Here is a 15,751-nt window from a genome sequence, read left to right on the forward strand (position 1 = left end):
GTTCTATTCTGCGGCGCAGCCGCCGAGGGACCGCTGGCGGCGACAGTCCGCACTGGGGGATCCACGACATGAGCAGCAACCCGTTCGAGCACGTACCGAAGCCGGGCCAGCCGGCTGACCCGTTCCAGCAGACCGACCCGTTCGGGCAGACCAGCCAGTTCGGCCAGACCAACCCGTTCGATGCGGGCGAGGCCACCTACCCGCCCGGCGCCGAGCCGGTGGCGGCGGGCAAGCCGGGCCGTGGCCGCACCGTCGCCCTCGTCGGCGGGATCCTTGCCATCGTCGCGGTGGGTGCCGGGGGCGCGCTCGCGTTCCAGCAGGTCGGCGGCGGAGGAGCCCAGCCCGAGTCGGCGCTGCCCGCGACCACGATCGCCTTCGCGAAGATCGACCTCGACCCCTCGGCGGACCAGAAGCTCGACGGCATCCGCTTCATCCGCAAGTTCCCCGCCACCCGTGACGAGGTGAAGGAGGACTCCGACCTGCGCAAGGTCGTCATCACCCGCCTCCAGGCCGAGGGCCAGCTGAAGGGCGTCGACTACGCCAAGGACGTCGAGCCATGGCTGGGCCAGCGGATCGGGGTCGGGCTCGTGCCGGGCGCCACTGCTGACGCCGAGCCGACCGTCGTGGTGGCGCTGGCGGTGACCGACGCCGACCGGGCGAAGGCGAGCCTGCCGAGGATCGCCAAGGCCAACGAGGCCGAGTGCCAGCTGGTCGAGGAGTTCGCCCTCTGCACCGACGGCACCGGCAAGGCCGCCGGGGTCGCCGCCGCCGCGGCCAAGGGCACCCTCGCCGACTCCGCCAACTTCAGCAAGGACATGGCCGACCTCGGCGAGGACGGCGTCGTGGCCGCATGGTTCGACGCCGAGCAGGTGGGCCAGGCCACGAAGTCACTGAGCGTCGGCGGCAGGATCCCCGGGTTCACCGGTGGCCCGGCCACCTCGCAGACCGGTCGGGTCGCGCTGGCCCTGCGGTTCGACGGACCGCACCTCGAGCTCGCGGGTCACACCAACGGCGCCAGCGTGAAGTTCGCCGGGTCGAGGGAGGGCACCGGTCTCGGGGACCTGCCCGACACCACCCTCGCGGCGGTCAGCGTCGCCAACGCCGGTGACCAGCTGAAGGCCGGCTGGCCGGCGCTGGAGAAGGCCATCACCGACACCATGGGCAAGCAGGAGTTCGCCGACGGTGTCGACGAGCTCGAGAGCGAGCTGGGCATCTCCGTGCCCGACGACCTGTATGCCGCGTTGGGCAGCCAGTTCTCGCTGGTGTTCGGTGGCATGGGTGAGGGCCAGAGCGACGTGCGCATCGCGGCCCTCACCGACGGCGACCCGTCTGTGCTCCAGAAGATCTCCGACGCGGGCCAGGGCATGGGCTCCGATGCCCTCACGCTCAGGACCACGGGTGGCACCACCGTGGTGTCACTGTCCGAGGGCTACGCCGACGAGCTCGGCACGGAGCACGGCCTGGGTGACACCGACCGATTCAAGGACGCGGTCAAGGGAGCCGACTCGGCCCGGGTCGCCGGCTTCGTCGACATCGCCGGCCTGCTGACCGAGTTCAAGGACGAGCTGGGCGCCGACGAGGCCAAGAACCTCACCGGGCTCTCCGCGCTGGGCTTCACGATCACCGGCGAGGGCAACAGCGCCGACTTCAGCCTGCGCCTCACGACTCAGTAGCCTGCGCCTCACGCCTCAGTTGCGTGCGCCTGACCACTCAGTAGCCCGTTCGCTCGGTCAGCGCTCGTCGACCATGACCTCGATCGTGTAGGTCGACGCGCGGTAGCAGTGGTCGCCGTACTCGACCGGGTGTCCCACCTCGTCGAAGGCGCTGCGGGTCATCGTGAGCACGGGCTCGTTGCCTCGCATCCGCAGGTGGCGGCGCTCGCTCGGGCTGGGTGGCCTGGCCCCGATCCGCTGCCGCGCCACGACCGGACGCACGCCGCGGCGGCGCAGCACGGCATACAGGCCCTCGGCCTCGAGCTCCTCCTTGGTGACGTCGAGGTGGGCCGGTGGCAACCAGTTGCGCAGCACCGCCAGCGGTTCGGTGTCGGACAGCCGCAGCCGCACGATGGCGAGCAGTTCGCTGTCGGGGGCGAGGTCGAGGGCGCCCGCGACCCGCTCGTCCTGGACGATGTCGAGCGAGAGCACCGTGGTCGTGGGGTGGGCGCCAGCGCGGGTGAGGTCGTCGTAGAGGCTGGTGAGCTCGGCCCGGCGGTGCACGGTGCGGTTGGCGACGGTCGTGCCCACGCCACGGCGGCGGACCAGGAGCCCGCGTGCGGCGACCTCGGCGATGGCCCGGCGCACCGTGGGGCGGGACAGGCCGAGGCGCAGCCCCATGGCGACCTCGTTCTCGAACGCGTCGCCCGGGTGCAGGGCCCCGTCGTCGATGGCGGCGGCGAGCTGTTCGGCGAGCTGGTGGTAGAGCGGCACGGGGGAGGACCGGTCGATCCGGATGTCGAGCTGGGTGGCCACGGAGGCACTCTAGCCGGTCACCAGTGCGGAGGTGAGAATCTCATGACGTCAGAATGTCCTTACAAATGGTTGACACGACTCACACCCCGACGGCACGCTTGGCGTCGGGCCTGACGCCCTCCTTCCCGCTGGTGTCGCCGCCCTGCGTCCGACTCCCGCCCCTCACCCGTGAACGGAACCTGCACATGCGCATCGGACTCGCCGGCGTCGGCCGGATCGGCGCCTTCCATGCCGACACCCTTCGCGGCCTCGACGCCGTCGACCAGCTCGTCGTGGCCGACGTCGACGCGGCGCGCGCCCAGCAGGTCGCCGCCGAGCGTGGGCTGGAGTGGACGGCCACGACCGAGGAGCTGCTCGACTCCGGCCTCGACGCGCTGGTCATCGCCACCGCGACGCCCGGACACGCCCCGCTGCTGCGGGCCGGGGTCGCCAGGGGCATCGCGACGTTCTGCGAGAAGCCGGTCGCCTCGACGCTCGACGAGACGATCGAGCTGACCCGACTGGTGGCCGAGGCCGACGTGCCCGTCCACGTCGGGTTCCAGCGGCGCTTCGACGAGGGCTACCGCCGGGCGCGTGCCGTGGTGGCCTCGGGCGAGCTCGGGTTCGTGCACACCGTCGTGGCCAACACCCGCGACAGCGCGCCACCCCATGCCGCGTACGTGCCGACCAGTGGCGGGATCTTCCGCGACTGCAACGTGCACGACTTCGACATCCTCCGGTTCGTCACCGGCCGGGAGGTCGTCTCGGTCTACGCGACCGGCTCCAACCAGGGGGCGAGCTTCTTCTCCGACGCGGGCGACGTCGACACCGGCGCGGCCCTGCTCACCCTCGACAACGGCACCCTGGCCCAGGTCTCCTCCACCCGCTACAACGGGGCCGGCCACGACGTCCGGATGGAGGTCCTGGGGGAGCACGGGGCGGTCGCCGTCGGTCTGGACGACTCGCTGGCCCTGCGCTCGCTGGAGGACGGGGTCGACTTCCCGCGCGGGCCCGTCAAGATGTCCTTCATGGAGCGCTTCCTGCCCGCCTACCGTGCCGAGCTGACCGCCTTCTTCGACGTCGCCGCGCGCCGCATCCCCAGCCCTTGCACGCTCGAGGACGCGCTCCAGGCGTTCCGGGTCGCGGAGGCCTGCGAGATCTCGCGCGCGGAGCGCCGCGTCGTCGACCTCACCGAGATCAAGGGAGCCTGACCATGGCCGGCGTTCCGTCCGAGGCCCTGGCCGACCGCATCGCCGGGGCGCCGATCTCCTGGGGGGTCTGCGAGGTGCCCGGGTGGGGTCACCAGCTGTCCCCGGAGGTGGTGCTCGCCCAGATGTCAGACCTGGGCCTGGCCGCCACCGAGTTCGGTCCCGACGGCTTCCTGCCCGACTCGGCGCAGGACAAGGTCGCGACGCTGCGCGAGCACGGGCTCGCCGCCGTGGGCCAGTTCGTGCCGCTCGTCCTGCACGACCCCGGCCACGACCCGCTGCCCGAGCTCGAGACCGCCATGGTCGACCTCGTGGCAGCCGCTGCGTCCACGGTGGTCATCGCCGCCGCGACGGGCGCGGAGGGCTATGACGACCGCCCGCAGCTCGACGACCAGGGCTGGTCGACCTTGCTGGCGAACCTCGACCGGTTGGCGGCTGCAGCGGCCGCCCGGGGTCTCACCGCCACCCTGCACCCCCACGTCGGCACGATGGTGGAGACCGGCGAGGAGACCGACCGCGTGCTCGCCGGCAGCCGGATCGGGCTCTGCCTCGACACCGGTCACCTGCTCATCGGCGGCGGCGACCCCGTGCGCGTCGCCCGCGAGCACCCCGACCGGATCGCGCACACCCACCTCAAGGACGTTCGGCTCGACCTCGCCCGCCAGGTGCAGGCCGGCGAGACGACCTACACCGCCGCCGTCGCCGCCGGCATGTACGTGCCCCTCGGCCAGGGTGACGTGGACATCGCCGCCATCGTGCTGGCCCTGGAGGACAGCGGGTATGCCGGGTGGTACGTCCTCGAGCAGGACACCATCCTCCCGGGCGTTCCCGAGGGCGACGGACCCGCGGCCGACGTCGAGGCGAGCTACTACTACCTGCTGGGCCTCGCGGCCCAGCACTCCGGTGTGGGGATCTGACGTGACCGACCCGATCACCGACGAGGCGCACGACGGCGGCTACGACCTGGTCGCCATGGGGCGCACCGGGGTCGACATCTACCCGCTCCAGTTCGGCGTCGGGCTCGAGGAGGTCGAGACCTTCCAGAAGTTCCTCGGCGGCACCGCGACCAACGTCTCCGTGGCCGCGGCCCGCCACGGTCGGGACGTCGCCCTGGTCACCCGCACCGGCGCCGACGCCTTCGGTCGCTACATCCACCTGGCCCTGCGCGGGTTCGGGGTCGACGACCGGTTCGTCGCCCCGGTCGACGGGCCGCCCACGCCGGTCACGTTCTGCGAGGTCTTCCCGCCGGACGACTTCCCGCTCTACTTCTACCGCTACCCCACGGCCCCCGACCTGCTGATCGAGCCGCAGGACCTGCCGCTCGAGGCGATCCGGGACGCCCGGGTCTACTGGTCCACGGTCACCGGCCTCTCGCAGGAGCCGAGCCGCTCGGCCCACTTCGCCGCCTGGGAGGCCCGCGCCCGGCGGCAGCACACCGTGCTCGACCTCGACTACCGGCCGATGTTCTGGCCGGACCCCGCCGAGGCCAGTGCCCAGGTGGACCGCGCCCTCGGGCACGTCACGGTGGCGGTGGGCAACCGCGAGGAGTGCGAGGTGGCGGTGGGCGAGACCGACCCGCAGCGCGCGGCTGACGCCCTCCTCGAGCGAGGGGTCGAGCTGGCTGTCGTGAAGCAGGGCCCCAAGGGCGTGCTCGCAGCCACCCGCGAGGAGCGGGTCGAGGTGGCGCCGTTCCCGGTGGCGGTCGTCAACGGCCTCGGGGCCGGCGACGCGTTCGGCGGCGCGCTCGTGCACGGGCTGCTCGAGGGCTGGGACCTGCGTCGCACCATCGAGTTCGCCAACGTGGCGGGTGCGATCGTCGCCTCCCACCTCGAGTGCTCCAGCGCGATGCCGACGACCGCCGAGGTGCTGGCCCGGCTCGCCGGAGCCGGGCGACAGGACGCGCTCCGATGACCGGGCAGGTGACCGGCCCGGAGACCGGGTCGGTAACCGGCTCCGCGACGGGTGCGGTCGACGTGGCCCAGCTGACCGAGCTGCGGGCCACCGACCCGGAGGGCATCGCCCGGGCCTGGGCCGGCCGGACCCGCCGCGACCTGCTGCGCGCTGACGGCCGGCTGCTCCTCGTGGCCGCCGACCACCCGGCGCGGGGTGCCCTGGGGGTGCGCGCCGACCCGTGGGCGATGGCCAGCCGTCACGACCTGCTCGAACGCCTGGTCACGGCCGTCTCGCGACCCGGGGTCGACGGTGTCCTGGGCACCCCCGACATCCTCGACGACCTGCTCCTGCTCGGGGCCCTCGAGGACAAGGTGGTCATCGGCTCGATGAACCGCGGCGGCCTGCAGGGCGCGAGCTTCGAGCTCGACGACCGGTTCACCGCCTACCGGGCGGAGGACATCGCCGCCTGCGGCCTCGACGGGGGCAAGACGCTGACCCGCATCTGCTACGACGACCCGGGCACCGTCGCCACGCTGGAGGCCACGGCGCACGCCGTCAACGAGCTCGCCGCGCGCGGGCTGATGGCGATGGTCGAGCCGTTCCTCTGCGAGCGCCGTGACGGACGGGTGGTCAACCTGCTCGACCCCGACTCGACGATCCGCTCGATCCACATCGCCTCGGGCCTGGGTGGCTCGAGCGCGCACACCTGGCTCAAGCTGCCGGTCGTCGACGAGCTCGAGCGGGTCATGGACGCCACCACCCTCCCGACACTCCTCCTGGGCGGCGACCCGCAGGGCGACCCCGAGGACACCTACGCCTCCTGGGGTCACGCCCTCACCCTGCCGCCGGTCCGCGGCCTGGTGGTTGGCCGGGCTCTGCTCTATCCGCCGGACGGTGACGTCGCGGCCGCCGTCGACATCGCCGGGGAGCTCGTCCACGGCGCGCGCCGGTGAAGGAGACGCAGAGCGGCGTCGACAACGCCCGCTGGGTGCTGCCCCTGGGGTCCGCGTCAGCCGACGGCTGGCAGGTCGCCGTGGACGACACCGTCGAGGGGTGGCAGCACACCAGCCTGGCCGTCACCTCGCTCGGCGCCGGCGAGGAACGCCGCCTCACGGCCGACGAGTGGGAGCACGTGGTGGTCCCGTTGAACGGGTCGGTCCGGGTGCGCCCCGACGGGCACGACGACATCGTCCTCGCCGGGCGGGCGCACGTCTTCGCCGGCCCCACCGACATCGTCCACCTGTCCCGCGACGTCGCCTTCACGGTGGTCGCCGAGGGTGGCCCGGCGCGGGTGGCGGTGTGCGGCGCGAAGGCGCGCACGCGGCATACCCCGGCCGTCACGGTGGTGCCTGCTGCGCAGGTGCCGGTCGAGCTGAGGGGTGCCGGGGCGGCGAGCCGCGAGGTGCGCAACTTCGGCGTGCCCGGGGTGCTCGACGCCGACTCCATCATCGCGTGCGAGGTGGTGACCCCCGCCGGCAACTGGAGCTCCTACCCGCCCCACAAGCACGACGAACGACGAGCGGGAGTCGAGACCGAGCTCGAGGAGATCTACTACTTCGAGGTGCGGCCCGTCGGCGGCGCGCCGGAGGTCGCGGATCCCGTTGGCTACCAACGGGTCTACGGCACGGACGAGCGGCCGATCGACGTCCTGGCCGAGGTGCGCACCGGCGACGTGGTCCTCGTGCCGCACGGCTGGCACGGTCCGTCGATGGCTCCGCCGGCGGCGCACCTCTACTACCTCAACGTCATGGCTGGCCCCGGGCCGGAGCGGGCGTGGATGATCTGTGACGACCCGGCCCACACCTGGGTGCGCGACACCTGGGCGACCCAGGCCGTGGACCCTCGCTTGCCGTTCGGAGACAACAGACGTTCGGAGACGACACATGAGTGACACGGTGCGGCTGACCGTCGGCCAGGCGGTGGTGCGGTTCCTCGGGCAGCAGTGGAGCGAGCGCGACGGCGAACGGCAGCGGCTGTTCGCCGGGTGCCTCGGCATCTTCGGCCACGGCAACGTCGCCGGGGTGGGGCAGGCCCTGCTGCAGGAGGAGCTCGCGTACGAGGGGCGTGAGCGCGACAACCCGCTGCCCTACGTGCTGGCCCGCAACGAGCAGGCCATGGTGCACACCGCGGTCGGCTACGCGCGCCAGCGCGACCGGCTGCAGACCTGGGTCTGCACGGCCTCGGTCGGCCCCGGCTCGACGAACATGCTCACCGGTGCCGCGCTGGCGACGATCAACCGGATCCCGGTGCTGCTGTTGCCCTCGGGCACCTTCGCGACCCGCGTCTCCGCACCGGTGCTCCAGGAGCTCGAGCAGCCGTATGCGGCGGACGTCACCGTCAACGACGCGTTCCGACCGCTCTCGAAGTTCTTCGACCGGGTGAACCGACCCGAGCAGCTGCCGTCCGCCCTGTTCGGCGCGATGCGCACGCTCACCGACCCGGTGGAGACCGGCGCCGTGACCATCGCGCTGCCCCAGGACGTGCAGGCGGAGGCCTTCGACTGGCCGGTCGAGCTGTTCGCCGAGCGCACCTGGCACATCGCCCGCCCCCCGGCGGAGGCGTCGCGGATCGCCGCTGCCGCCGACGTGGTCCGGACGGCCCGCCGCCCGTTGCTCGTCGCCGGTGGCGGTGTCCACTACTCCGGCGCCGAGGAGGCGCTCGCGGCGCTGTGTGCCGCCACGGGGATCCCGGTGGCCGAGACGCAGGCGGGCAAGGGTTCGCTGCTGCACGGCCACCCCCAGCTCGTGGGAGCCATCGGCTCGACCGGCACGACCGCTGCCAACGCCCTGGCCGCCGAGGCGGACGTCGTCATCGGGGTGGGCACCCGGTGGTCGGACTTCACCACGGCATCGCGGAGCGCTTTCCGGGACAACGGAGTTCGCTTCATCAACCTCAACGCCGCGCCCGTCGACGCCGTCAAGCAGGGCGGGCTCTCGGTGGTCGCGGACGCCCGCGAGGGCCTGACGGCGCTCGCTGCGGCCCTGGTCGGGTACACCGTCGACGAGGCGCACCGCACCCGTCAGGCGGAGCTGTGGTCGGCCTGGGACGAGCAGGTCGAGGCGACCTACCACCCTGCTCCCGCCGTCACGGACGCGCTCGCCGACGGCCTGCTGACCCAGGGCGAGGTGCTCGGGGTGGTCAACGAGCTCGCCGATCCCCGAGACGTCGTCCTGTGCGCTGCCGGCTCGATGCCCGGCGACCTGCACAAGCTGTGGCGGGTCCGGGACCGCAAGGGCTACCACGTCGAGTACGGCTACTCCTGCATGGGCTACGAGATCCCGGCGGCGATCGGCGCCCGGCTCGCCGACCAGAGCCGGGACGTCTTCGCGATGGTGGGCGACGGCGGCTACCTGATGATGCCGACCGAGCTCGTCACCGCCGTGCAGGAGCGGGTCAAGGTGATCGTGGTGCTGGTGCAGAACCACGGGTTCCACTCGATCGGGTCGCTCTCGGAGAGCCTCGGCTCCCAGCGGTTCGGCACCCGGTACCGGTACCGCGACGACTCCTCCGGCCGCTTGGACGGCGACCCGTTGCCGGTCGACCTGGCCGCCAACGCGCGCAGCCTCGGAGCCCACGTCATCGAGGTGCGCTCCCGAGCCGAGCTCGAGGACGCGGTGCGGCAGGCGAAGGCGTCGAGCCACCCCGGGCCGGTCGTCATCCACGTGCAGACCGACCCGACGGTGCACTCGCCGGACAGCGGCTCGTGGTGGGACGTGCCCGTCGCCGAGGTGAGCGAGCTCGACAGCACGCAGGCGGCCCACGAGGCCTACCTGGCGCACAAGGCCGACCAGCGTGCCCTCGTGACGCCGACCGAGGCACCGCCCGCCAGCTAGACGCGCAGCGGCAGCCGTGGCACCGGCAGGGGCCATGGGACAGAATCGAGCGCATGGACAGACGCGTGTCGATCGCGGCCACCGGTCCCGCGTCTGCGGACGCCGGCCTGGCCGCCGCGGCTGCCGGGGGCAACGCCGTCGACGTCGCCATCGCGGCGATGGTCTCGGCGATGACCACCGAGCCCGGCATCGTCTCGGCCGCCGGTGGCGCGTTCGTCAGCATCTGGCCGGCTGGCGGGGACCCCGAGCTGGTCGACGGCAACGTCGAGATGCCCGGGCGCGGCCAGGACCCCGCCCGCTTCGGGGCCGGGTTGCACGAGGTGCGCACCTCCTACGGCGGTGGCCTCACCCTGTATGCCGGGCACGGCTCGGTCGCGACGCCGGGCGCCTTCGCGGCCCTGGGGGTCGCCCACGACCGGCACGGATCTGCGCCGTGGCGCGAGGTGCTGGCCCCGAGCATCGACGCCGCGCGCACCGGGTACGCCATCGGCGGCGCGGCCGCCACCTACCTGGCGATCACCGGTGACCTGGTCTTCGGCTGGGACGAGAACACCCGACCCCTGGTCAGGGGCGCCGACGGGGCCATCGTGACCGCAGGGCAGCTGGCGACCAACCCCGACCTCGCCGACACCCTCGAGCAGATCGCGGTCGAGGGGGCCCGGTCGCTCTACACCGGTGACCTCGCGGCCCGGATCGCGGCGGACAGCGACGCCCGCGGTGGGCTGGTCACGGCAGCCGACCTCGCGGCATACCGGGCAGTGGTCCGCACACCACTGCGGCTGGGACTCGGCGAGTGGGACCTCGCGCTCAACCCGCCACCCTCGGTCGGTGGCCCGATGCTCGCGGTGATGCTCCGCGAGCTGGCGGCGGTGGGCTGGGACTGGTCACGGATCATCGACATCCAGGGCCGGGTGCTGTCGTTCCGCCACCAGGTGCACGACCTGTCGACGGACCTGGAGGAGGACGGCTACGCCCTCCTCGAGTCGATCGACCGCAACGGGCTGGCCGGACTGCCCACCTCGTCCTCGACCGCGCACGTCTCGGCGGTCGACAGCGACGGCACCATCTGCGCGATCACCGCTTCGAGCGGATATGGTTCCGGCGCAACGGTGCCCGGCACGGGGTTGATGCTCAACAACTGCCTCGGCGAGCCCGAGCTCAACCGGTTGGGGCTGCACGCGCTGGCGCCCGGCACGCGGCTGGCCTCCAACATGGCCCCCTCGGTGGCGCGGTCCTCGTCGGGGTCGGCGCTCGCGATCGGGAGCCCCGGGGCCGACCGCATCACCACGGCCCTCATGCAGGTGCTGGGTCGGCACTGCCTCACCGGCACCCCGATGCAGGAGGCGATCGAGGCGCCCCGGGTGCACGTGCGGATCCTCGACGATGGCACGCCGCGGGTCGACCACGAGGACGACCCCGAGATCTCGACCGCGATCGAACGCCTTGGGCTGCAGTCGTTCTCGCACGGGGCGACGTCGATGTTCTTCGGCGGGGTGGGCGCCGCCCGACGACTGGCCGACGGGTCGCTCGACGCCGCAGGGGACCCCCGCCGGGAGGCGGCCACCCGGGTCTCCTGAGGCCAGCCGGCTCGACCCTCGCTTCACCGGCGACAGGCAGCGGGGACGGGCAGCAGCGCGCACTCCGCGTGCTATGCCGTGCCCCCCAGGGTGGGGCACGGCATAGCGACCGAAAGCACCGCGGTGCCCTCGGCGGGCCCGAAGCCGAAGGTCGCTAGCGGGCCGCGCCGGTGACCGCCCAGTCGTCGCCACGGATGCGCCACCAGAAGAACGTCGCCCGGATCGCCATGAACGCCGTGAACACGAGCCACAGCACGGTCACCGCCCGAGGGGCGCCAGCAGCCACGAGGTCGTCGCCGCTCGCGTGCACCCAGAGGGCCAGGGGGGCGTAGAGCAGCAGGGTCGCGGCCATCGCCTTGGCCAGCCAGCGGCCGTCGCCGGCGCCGATCAGCACACCGTCGACGACGAAGACGTAGCCGGCGAGCGGCTGGCCCAGCGCCACCACCACCAACGCCGCCGAGAGCGCGGCCCGCACGGCGGGGTCGGTCGTGAAGAGTGCGGGCAGGAGCGAGTGGACGACAAGGACGAGCAGCCCGAGGACGGCTCCGCCCCAGACCCCCCAGCGGAGCATCGTGGTCGTGGCGGCGCGAGCCGCGGCGACGTCACCGGCCCCGAGCGCGCGGCCGGTGAGCGCTTGCGCGGCGATGGCCAGGGCATCGAGGGCGAACGCCAGGAAGGTCCACACCGTCGCCGCCACCTGGTGCGAGGCCAGCGGCACGTCGCCGAGTCCTGCGGCGACCCAGGTGGTGAGCAGGATGATGGCGCGCAGCGCGAGCGTGCGCACGAGCAGCGGTATGCCGGTGAGGCCAGCCCGCAGCACGCGTCCCGGGTGTGCGTGCAGGCCGGCGCCCGCCTGGCGCGCGTGCCTGATCATGACCGTCACGAGTCCGGCGGCCATCCCGGTCTGGGCGATGACCGTGCCCCACGCCGAGCCCGCGATGCCCCAGCCGAACCCGTAGACGAAGACCAGGTTGAGGACCACGTTGGCGGAGAACCCGGCGACGGAGGCGACCAGCGGGGTCCTGGTGTCCTGCAACCCGCGCAGCACGCCGGTGGCGGCGAGCGCCACGAGCATGGCCGGGATGCCGAGGGCCGAGATGCGCAGGTACGTCGCGGCATACCCGATCGCGTCCGGAGAGGCGCCGAAGACGCGACACAGCGGCTCGGCCGCTACGGCGACACCGACGGACGTCAGCGCGCCCAGCCCGACGGCGAGCCAGGTGCCGTCGATGCCGGCCTCGAGCGCTCCCCGCTCGCTGCCCGCACCGATCTGCCGGGCCACGATCGAGGTGGTGCCGTAGGCGAGGAACACGAAGATGTTGGCCGCGGTGATGAGGGTCGCGCTGGCGACACCGAGCCCGGCCAGCTGGGCGGTCCCCAGGTGGCCGATGATCGCGGAGTCGGCCAGCAGGAAGAGCGGCTCGGCGACGAGGGCGAGGAAGGCGGGGACGGCCAGCCGGAGGATCTCGCGGCGCTGGGTCATCTCACTGCTCTGCGGGGTTGCCGGGGCCGGTGCTCACCGCGCCACGGTAGCCGCGACCCGTGACGAGGTCGTCAGGGCGTCCAGCGGGTGCGCACGCCGTCGACGAACGAGGCGAAGTCGCCGGCCATGTCGACCTCGTCGGGCCGCATCAACCACTGCACCTGCAGACCGTCCATGAGGGCGACCGCCTGACGGGCCAGGCTCTCCGCCGGGACGGCCGGGTCGGCCGAGCCGTCCGCCACGGCGTCGTGCAAGGCACGGGTCAGGGCCTGGACGGCGCTGCGGTGGTGCTCGCGGAGCCACCCGTGCCCCGGGTGGTCGGGGTCGACGGCCTCGCCCGCGAGGCTGGTGAAGAGCCGGACGATGGCCTCGCGGTCGCTGTTCAGCCGGACCAGCCGGGTCATGTCGTCCCACACCTCCCAGCCGCGGGGGGCGCGGTCGCGACCGGTCGCGAGGGTCGCCAGGTCGCGCACGTCGCGCGCTCGCAGCACCTCGGCGAGCAGCCCCTCCTTGCTGGGGAAGTGGTGGAGCAGCCCGCTCTGCGACAGCCCCGAGGCCTCGGCGACCGCGGTCATCGGGGTCGCGTGGAACCCGCGTTCGGCGAACAGCTCAGCAGCCGCCGAGACGATCCGCTCCCGGGTGGCGGCGGTCGCCTCGCCGCCCGGACCACGGGGTCGACCGCGACCCCGCCGAGCGGGCTCTCCGGTATGCCGCGTGGTCACGCGAGCGGCAGGCGGAAGCGGATGTCGCCGAGCCCACGGGCGACGAGCAGCTCGCCGCCGTCGGCCAGGCTCGCCCACGCGCCGGCCGCGGTGTCCCAGCGACGCCACAGCCTGGCGTCGGTGGTGACCTCGACCGTGGCCGACTCCCCGGCCGCCACGTCGACGGTGGACCAGCCGACCAGTCGCACGGGCTGGTCGGTCTCACTGGGCTGGAGGTAGACCTGCACGAGCTCGCGCGAGTCGCGACCGGCCGTGTTGCGCACCGTCACCGACACGGTGGGGGACGGCTCGGTCCCGGCCAGCGCCGCCGCCGGGTAGTCCCAGGCGCCGTAGCCCTCGCCCTCGCCCAGCCAGTGGGCGGGAGCAGCGGCGCGGCCGGCGTGGAACCCGCGGTAGCCGACGAAGGACCCGTCCGTGTAGTCGAGCTGCAGGTCGGTCGGCTCGACGGTCCACGCGGGCGCGGCCCCGTCGGCGGCCGGCCAGGTCGTGACCAAGCGGCCCGCGGGCTCGCGGACGCCGAGCAGGGCATCGGCGACGGCGTGGCCGCCCTCCTGTCCGGGCAGGCCCACGACGAGGATGGCGTCGACCTCGTCGGCCCACGGCATCAGCACCGGGGTCGCGGCGTTCACCACGACGACCGTCCGGGTGGCGGCCGCCGCGACGGCGCGGACCATGGCGTCCTGTTGACCGGGCAGCGAGAGCGTGGTCTTGTCGCTGCCCTCCGTCTCCTGCTCGGGCGTGAGGCCGACGACCACGACGGCGACGTCGGCGCCGTGCGCCGCCGCGGCGGCCGCTGCGAGCGTCTCGTCGACCGGGGCCGGCACCGGTGCGACGACGAGGGTCTTGGTGCCCATGCCCGAGGCGAGGATGTGCGACAGGGTGCTCATTGTGCCGTCGGGGCCGGGCTGGGGCTCCGAACGGATCACGGTGAGCTCGGCCTCGATGAGCGCACCGGCGCCCGCCTCGAGGTCGGCGGTCCAGACCGGCGGCTTGAACATCGCCTCGCCCGGGTCCGCCCCGGTCGACACCAGGTCGGCCCGGCCGATCTCGGTGCCATTGACGCTGACCCGCCACGAACCGGCGCCCTTGGCTCCCACCCGCACCCGCCCGCCCGTGGCGAGGCGGGCACTGAGCCGCACCTGCTCGGTCTGGCGGGGCAGGGTGTCGTCCCATCCAGTGGTGACCTCGGCCCCGTCGACGTGCTCCTCGAGCATCACGACCCCCTCGGCGTCCACGTGCTCGACCCGCATCCCCGGCTCCCCCGTCGAGGGGTCGCGGATGGCGTCGAGCGCGGCCGGCAGCGGGCTCTCGCGCACGTCCACGCCGTCGACGACGACGAGCCGGTCACCGAGCTGGGCGCGGAGCCCCTCGGCGAGGGAGACCTGGTGGGGAGGGTTGACCTGGGCCGAGCCGCCACCCATGCAGACGGTCTCGATGCCGTGCCGACCGATCAGGGCGACCGACCCGCCGGTCGGGCCCGCCGCCAGCGGCAGGACGCCGTCGGTGTTGCGCAGCACGACCATGCCGTCCGTCGCCAGTCGCCGCAGCTGGGCCCGACGCTCCGGCGCGTCAGCCGCGAGCGAGTCGGTCGGCCAGCTGCGGTGGGCGTCCGTGGAGCCGGGGACGTCGAGGGCACCGACGCGCTGCGCGAGCAGGAGCAGGCGGCACACGTGCTCGTCGATGACCGACTCGTCGACCGCACCCGAGCGGACGTCGGCCACCAGGGCCTCGCCCCACGGGCCGTCCGGACCGGGCATGACCAGGTCGAGACCGCCGAGTGCGGCCGGGGCCGACGTCTTGGTCGCGAACCAGTCGCTCATGAGCAGGCCGTCCCAGCCCCACTCGTCCTTCACGATCTCGGTGTTGACGTGGACCTGCTCGGTGGCCGGCACCCCGTTGACATCGTTGTAGGCCGCCATGATCGACCACGGCTGCGACTCCTCCACCGCGATCTCGAACGGCAGCAGGTAGACCTCGCGCAGCACGTCCTCCGTCACGACCGAGTTCATGTAGTTGCGCAGTGTCTCGGACTCGTTCGCCACCAAGTGCTTCAGGCAGGCGCCGATTCCCTTGCCCTGCAAGCCCTGCACGTATGCCGCGGCGAGCCGGCCGGTGAGCAGCGGGTCCTCGGAGTACGCCTCGAAGAGCCGGCCACCGAGGGGTGAGCGGTGCAGGTTGATGGTGGGGCCGAGCACGACGTGGATCTGCTGGCGCTCGGCCTCCTCGGCCAGCATCTCGCCGACCTCGTGGGCGGTCTCCTCGCTCCAGGCACTGGCGAGCAGGGTCGCGTTCGGGAAGAGCGCCACGTGGTCGCCCCCGACGAACTTCAGCCCACGGACGCCCGTGGGGCCGTCGGAGAAGGCCATCGGCGCGAGGCCGATCTCGTCCTCCCCGTGGAGGGTGAACGAGGTGGCGCCGGTCAGCAGCCGCACCTTGGTCTCGAGGTCGAGCCGGGCAACGAGGGCAGGGAAGTCGGTGGTGGTCACCGATTCAGTGTCGGGACCCGGGCCAGTGGCGTAAATAGGTAGAGGTAACTATTTCGCAGGGTGAGACAGCCGAGGACCGGGCGTCGGGGGGCGTTGGCATGA

General features: G+C 73.2%; 12 protein-coding genes. 8 read left to right on the forward strand and 4 right to left on the reverse strand.

Features of this window, described 5'->3' with window-relative positions; all coding sequences use genetic code 11:
- Positions 1-68 precede the first annotated feature (68 nt).
- Positions 69-1,673, forward strand: a complete 1,605-nt coding sequence (locus ACXJKD_RS10550; protein ID WP_457254481.1) for a DUF3352 domain-containing protein — start codon at positions 69-71, stop codon at positions 1,671-1,673.
- Positions 1,674-1,730: 57 nt separating this feature from the next.
- Here the strand turns inward: ACXJKD_RS10550 and ACXJKD_RS10555 are convergent, their stop codons facing one another.
- Entirely contained in the window at positions 1,731-2,468 is a 738-nt protein-coding gene (locus tag ACXJKD_RS10555) for a GntR family transcriptional regulator (RefSeq protein ID WP_457254482.1), read from the reverse strand.
- Between the two features lie 185 nt (positions 2,469-2,653).
- Between ACXJKD_RS10555 and ACXJKD_RS10560 the strand changes: the two genes are divergently transcribed.
- The 7 genes from ACXJKD_RS10560 to ACXJKD_RS10590 are packed head-to-tail and all read left to right on the forward strand — an operon-like array spanning position 2,654 to position 10,958.
- Positions 2,654-3,658 carry a Gfo/Idh/MocA family protein gene (locus ACXJKD_RS10560; RefSeq protein ID WP_457254483.1) on the forward strand — a complete coding sequence of 335 codons (1,005 nt, stop codon included), beginning with the start codon at positions 2,654-2,656 and terminating at the stop codon, positions 3,656-3,658.
- 2 nt (positions 3,659-3,660) lie between these two features.
- Positions 3,661-4,572, forward strand: a complete 912-nt coding sequence (locus ACXJKD_RS10565; protein WP_457254484.1) for a sugar phosphate isomerase/epimerase family protein — start codon at positions 3,661-3,663, stop codon at positions 4,570-4,572.
- Between the two features lie 55 nt (positions 4,573-4,627).
- A complete protein-coding gene (gene iolC / locus ACXJKD_RS10570; protein ID WP_457254511.1) occupies positions 4,628-5,566 on the forward strand; it encodes a 5-dehydro-2-deoxygluconokinase in 939 nt (312 codons plus the stop codon).
- A complete protein-coding gene (locus ACXJKD_RS10575; protein WP_457254485.1) occupies positions 5,563-6,501 on the forward strand; it encodes a Cgl0159 family (beta/alpha)8-fold protein in 939 nt (312 codons plus the stop codon). The genes iolC and ACXJKD_RS10575 overlap by 4 nt, the downstream gene beginning before the upstream one ends.
- Complete coding sequence (gene iolB / locus ACXJKD_RS10580; protein WP_457254486.1) at positions 6,498-7,439, forward strand: 5-deoxy-glucuronate isomerase; 942 nt, start codon at positions 6,498-6,500, stop codon at positions 7,437-7,439. The genes ACXJKD_RS10575 and iolB overlap by 4 nt, the downstream gene beginning before the upstream one ends.
- Positions 7,432-9,381 carry a 3D-(3,5/4)-trihydroxycyclohexane-1,2-dione acylhydrolase (decyclizing) gene (iolD, locus tag ACXJKD_RS10585; protein WP_457254487.1) on the forward strand — a complete coding sequence of 650 codons (1,950 nt, stop codon included), beginning with the start codon at positions 7,432-7,434 and terminating at the stop codon, positions 9,379-9,381. The genes iolB and iolD overlap by 8 nt, the downstream gene beginning before the upstream one ends.
- A 53-nt stretch (positions 9,382-9,434) precedes the next feature.
- Positions 9,435-10,958 carry a gamma-glutamyltransferase gene (locus ACXJKD_RS10590; RefSeq protein WP_457254489.1) on the forward strand — a complete coding sequence of 508 codons (1,524 nt, stop codon included), beginning with the start codon at positions 9,435-9,437 and terminating at the stop codon, positions 10,956-10,958.
- A gap of 154 nt (positions 10,959-11,112) precedes the next feature.
- On the opposite strand, the gene ACXJKD_RS10595 is transcribed toward ACXJKD_RS10590, so the two are convergent.
- From ACXJKD_RS10595 to ACXJKD_RS10605, 3 genes are all read right to left on the reverse strand, one after another.
- Positions 11,113-12,441 (reverse strand): MATE family efflux transporter, encoded by a 1,329-nt coding sequence (locus ACXJKD_RS10595; RefSeq protein WP_457254490.1) that lies wholly within the window; start codon positions 12,439-12,441, stop codon positions 11,113-11,115.
- A gap of 71 nt (positions 12,442-12,512) precedes the next feature.
- Positions 12,513-13,163 carry a TetR/AcrR family transcriptional regulator gene (locus ACXJKD_RS10600; RefSeq protein ID WP_457254491.1) on the reverse strand — a complete coding sequence of 217 codons (651 nt, stop codon included), beginning with the start codon at positions 13,161-13,163 and terminating at the stop codon, positions 12,513-12,515.
- Positions 13,160-15,649, reverse strand: coding sequence for a beta-glucosidase (locus ACXJKD_RS10605; protein WP_457254492.1), 2,490 nt, complete (start codon positions 15,647-15,649; stop codon positions 13,160-13,162). Before ACXJKD_RS10605 ends, ACXJKD_RS10600 begins: the two co-directional genes overlap by 4 nt.
- Positions 15,650-15,751: the final 102 nt, after the last annotated feature.

This window comes from Pedococcus sp. P5_B7 (assembly GCF_054049895.1).

Bases quoted from the DNA above. Each gene is read 5' to 3' on its own strand.
- ACXJKD_RS10550 (WP_457254481.1), top strand. From the start codon at position 69: ATGAGCAGCAACCCGTTCGAGCACGTACCGAAGCCGGGCCAGCCGGCT.
- ACXJKD_RS10565 (WP_457254484.1), top strand. From the start codon at position 3,661: ATGGCCGGCGTTCCGTCCGAGGCCCTGGCCGACCGCATCGCCGGGGCG.
- iolC (WP_457254511.1), top strand. From the start codon at position 4,628: ATGGGGCGCACCGGGGTCGACATCTACCCGCTCCAGTTCGGCGTCGGG.
- ACXJKD_RS10575 (WP_457254485.1), top strand. From the start codon at position 5,563: ATGACCGGGCAGGTGACCGGCCCGGAGACCGGGTCGGTAACCGGCTCC.
- ACXJKD_RS10590 (WP_457254489.1), top strand. From the start codon at position 9,435: ATGGACAGACGCGTGTCGATCGCGGCCACCGGTCCCGCGTCTGCGGAC.
- ACXJKD_RS10560 (WP_457254483.1), top strand. From the start codon at position 2,654: ATGCGCATCGGACTCGCCGGCGTCGGCCGGATCGGCGCCTTCCATGCC.
- iolD (WP_457254487.1), top strand. From the start codon at position 7,432: ATGAGTGACACGGTGCGGCTGACCGTCGGCCAGGCGGTGGTGCGGTTC.
- ACXJKD_RS10595 (WP_457254490.1), bottom strand. From the start codon at position 12,441: ATGACCCAGCGCCGCGAGATCCTCCGGCTGGCCGTCCCCGCCTTCCTC.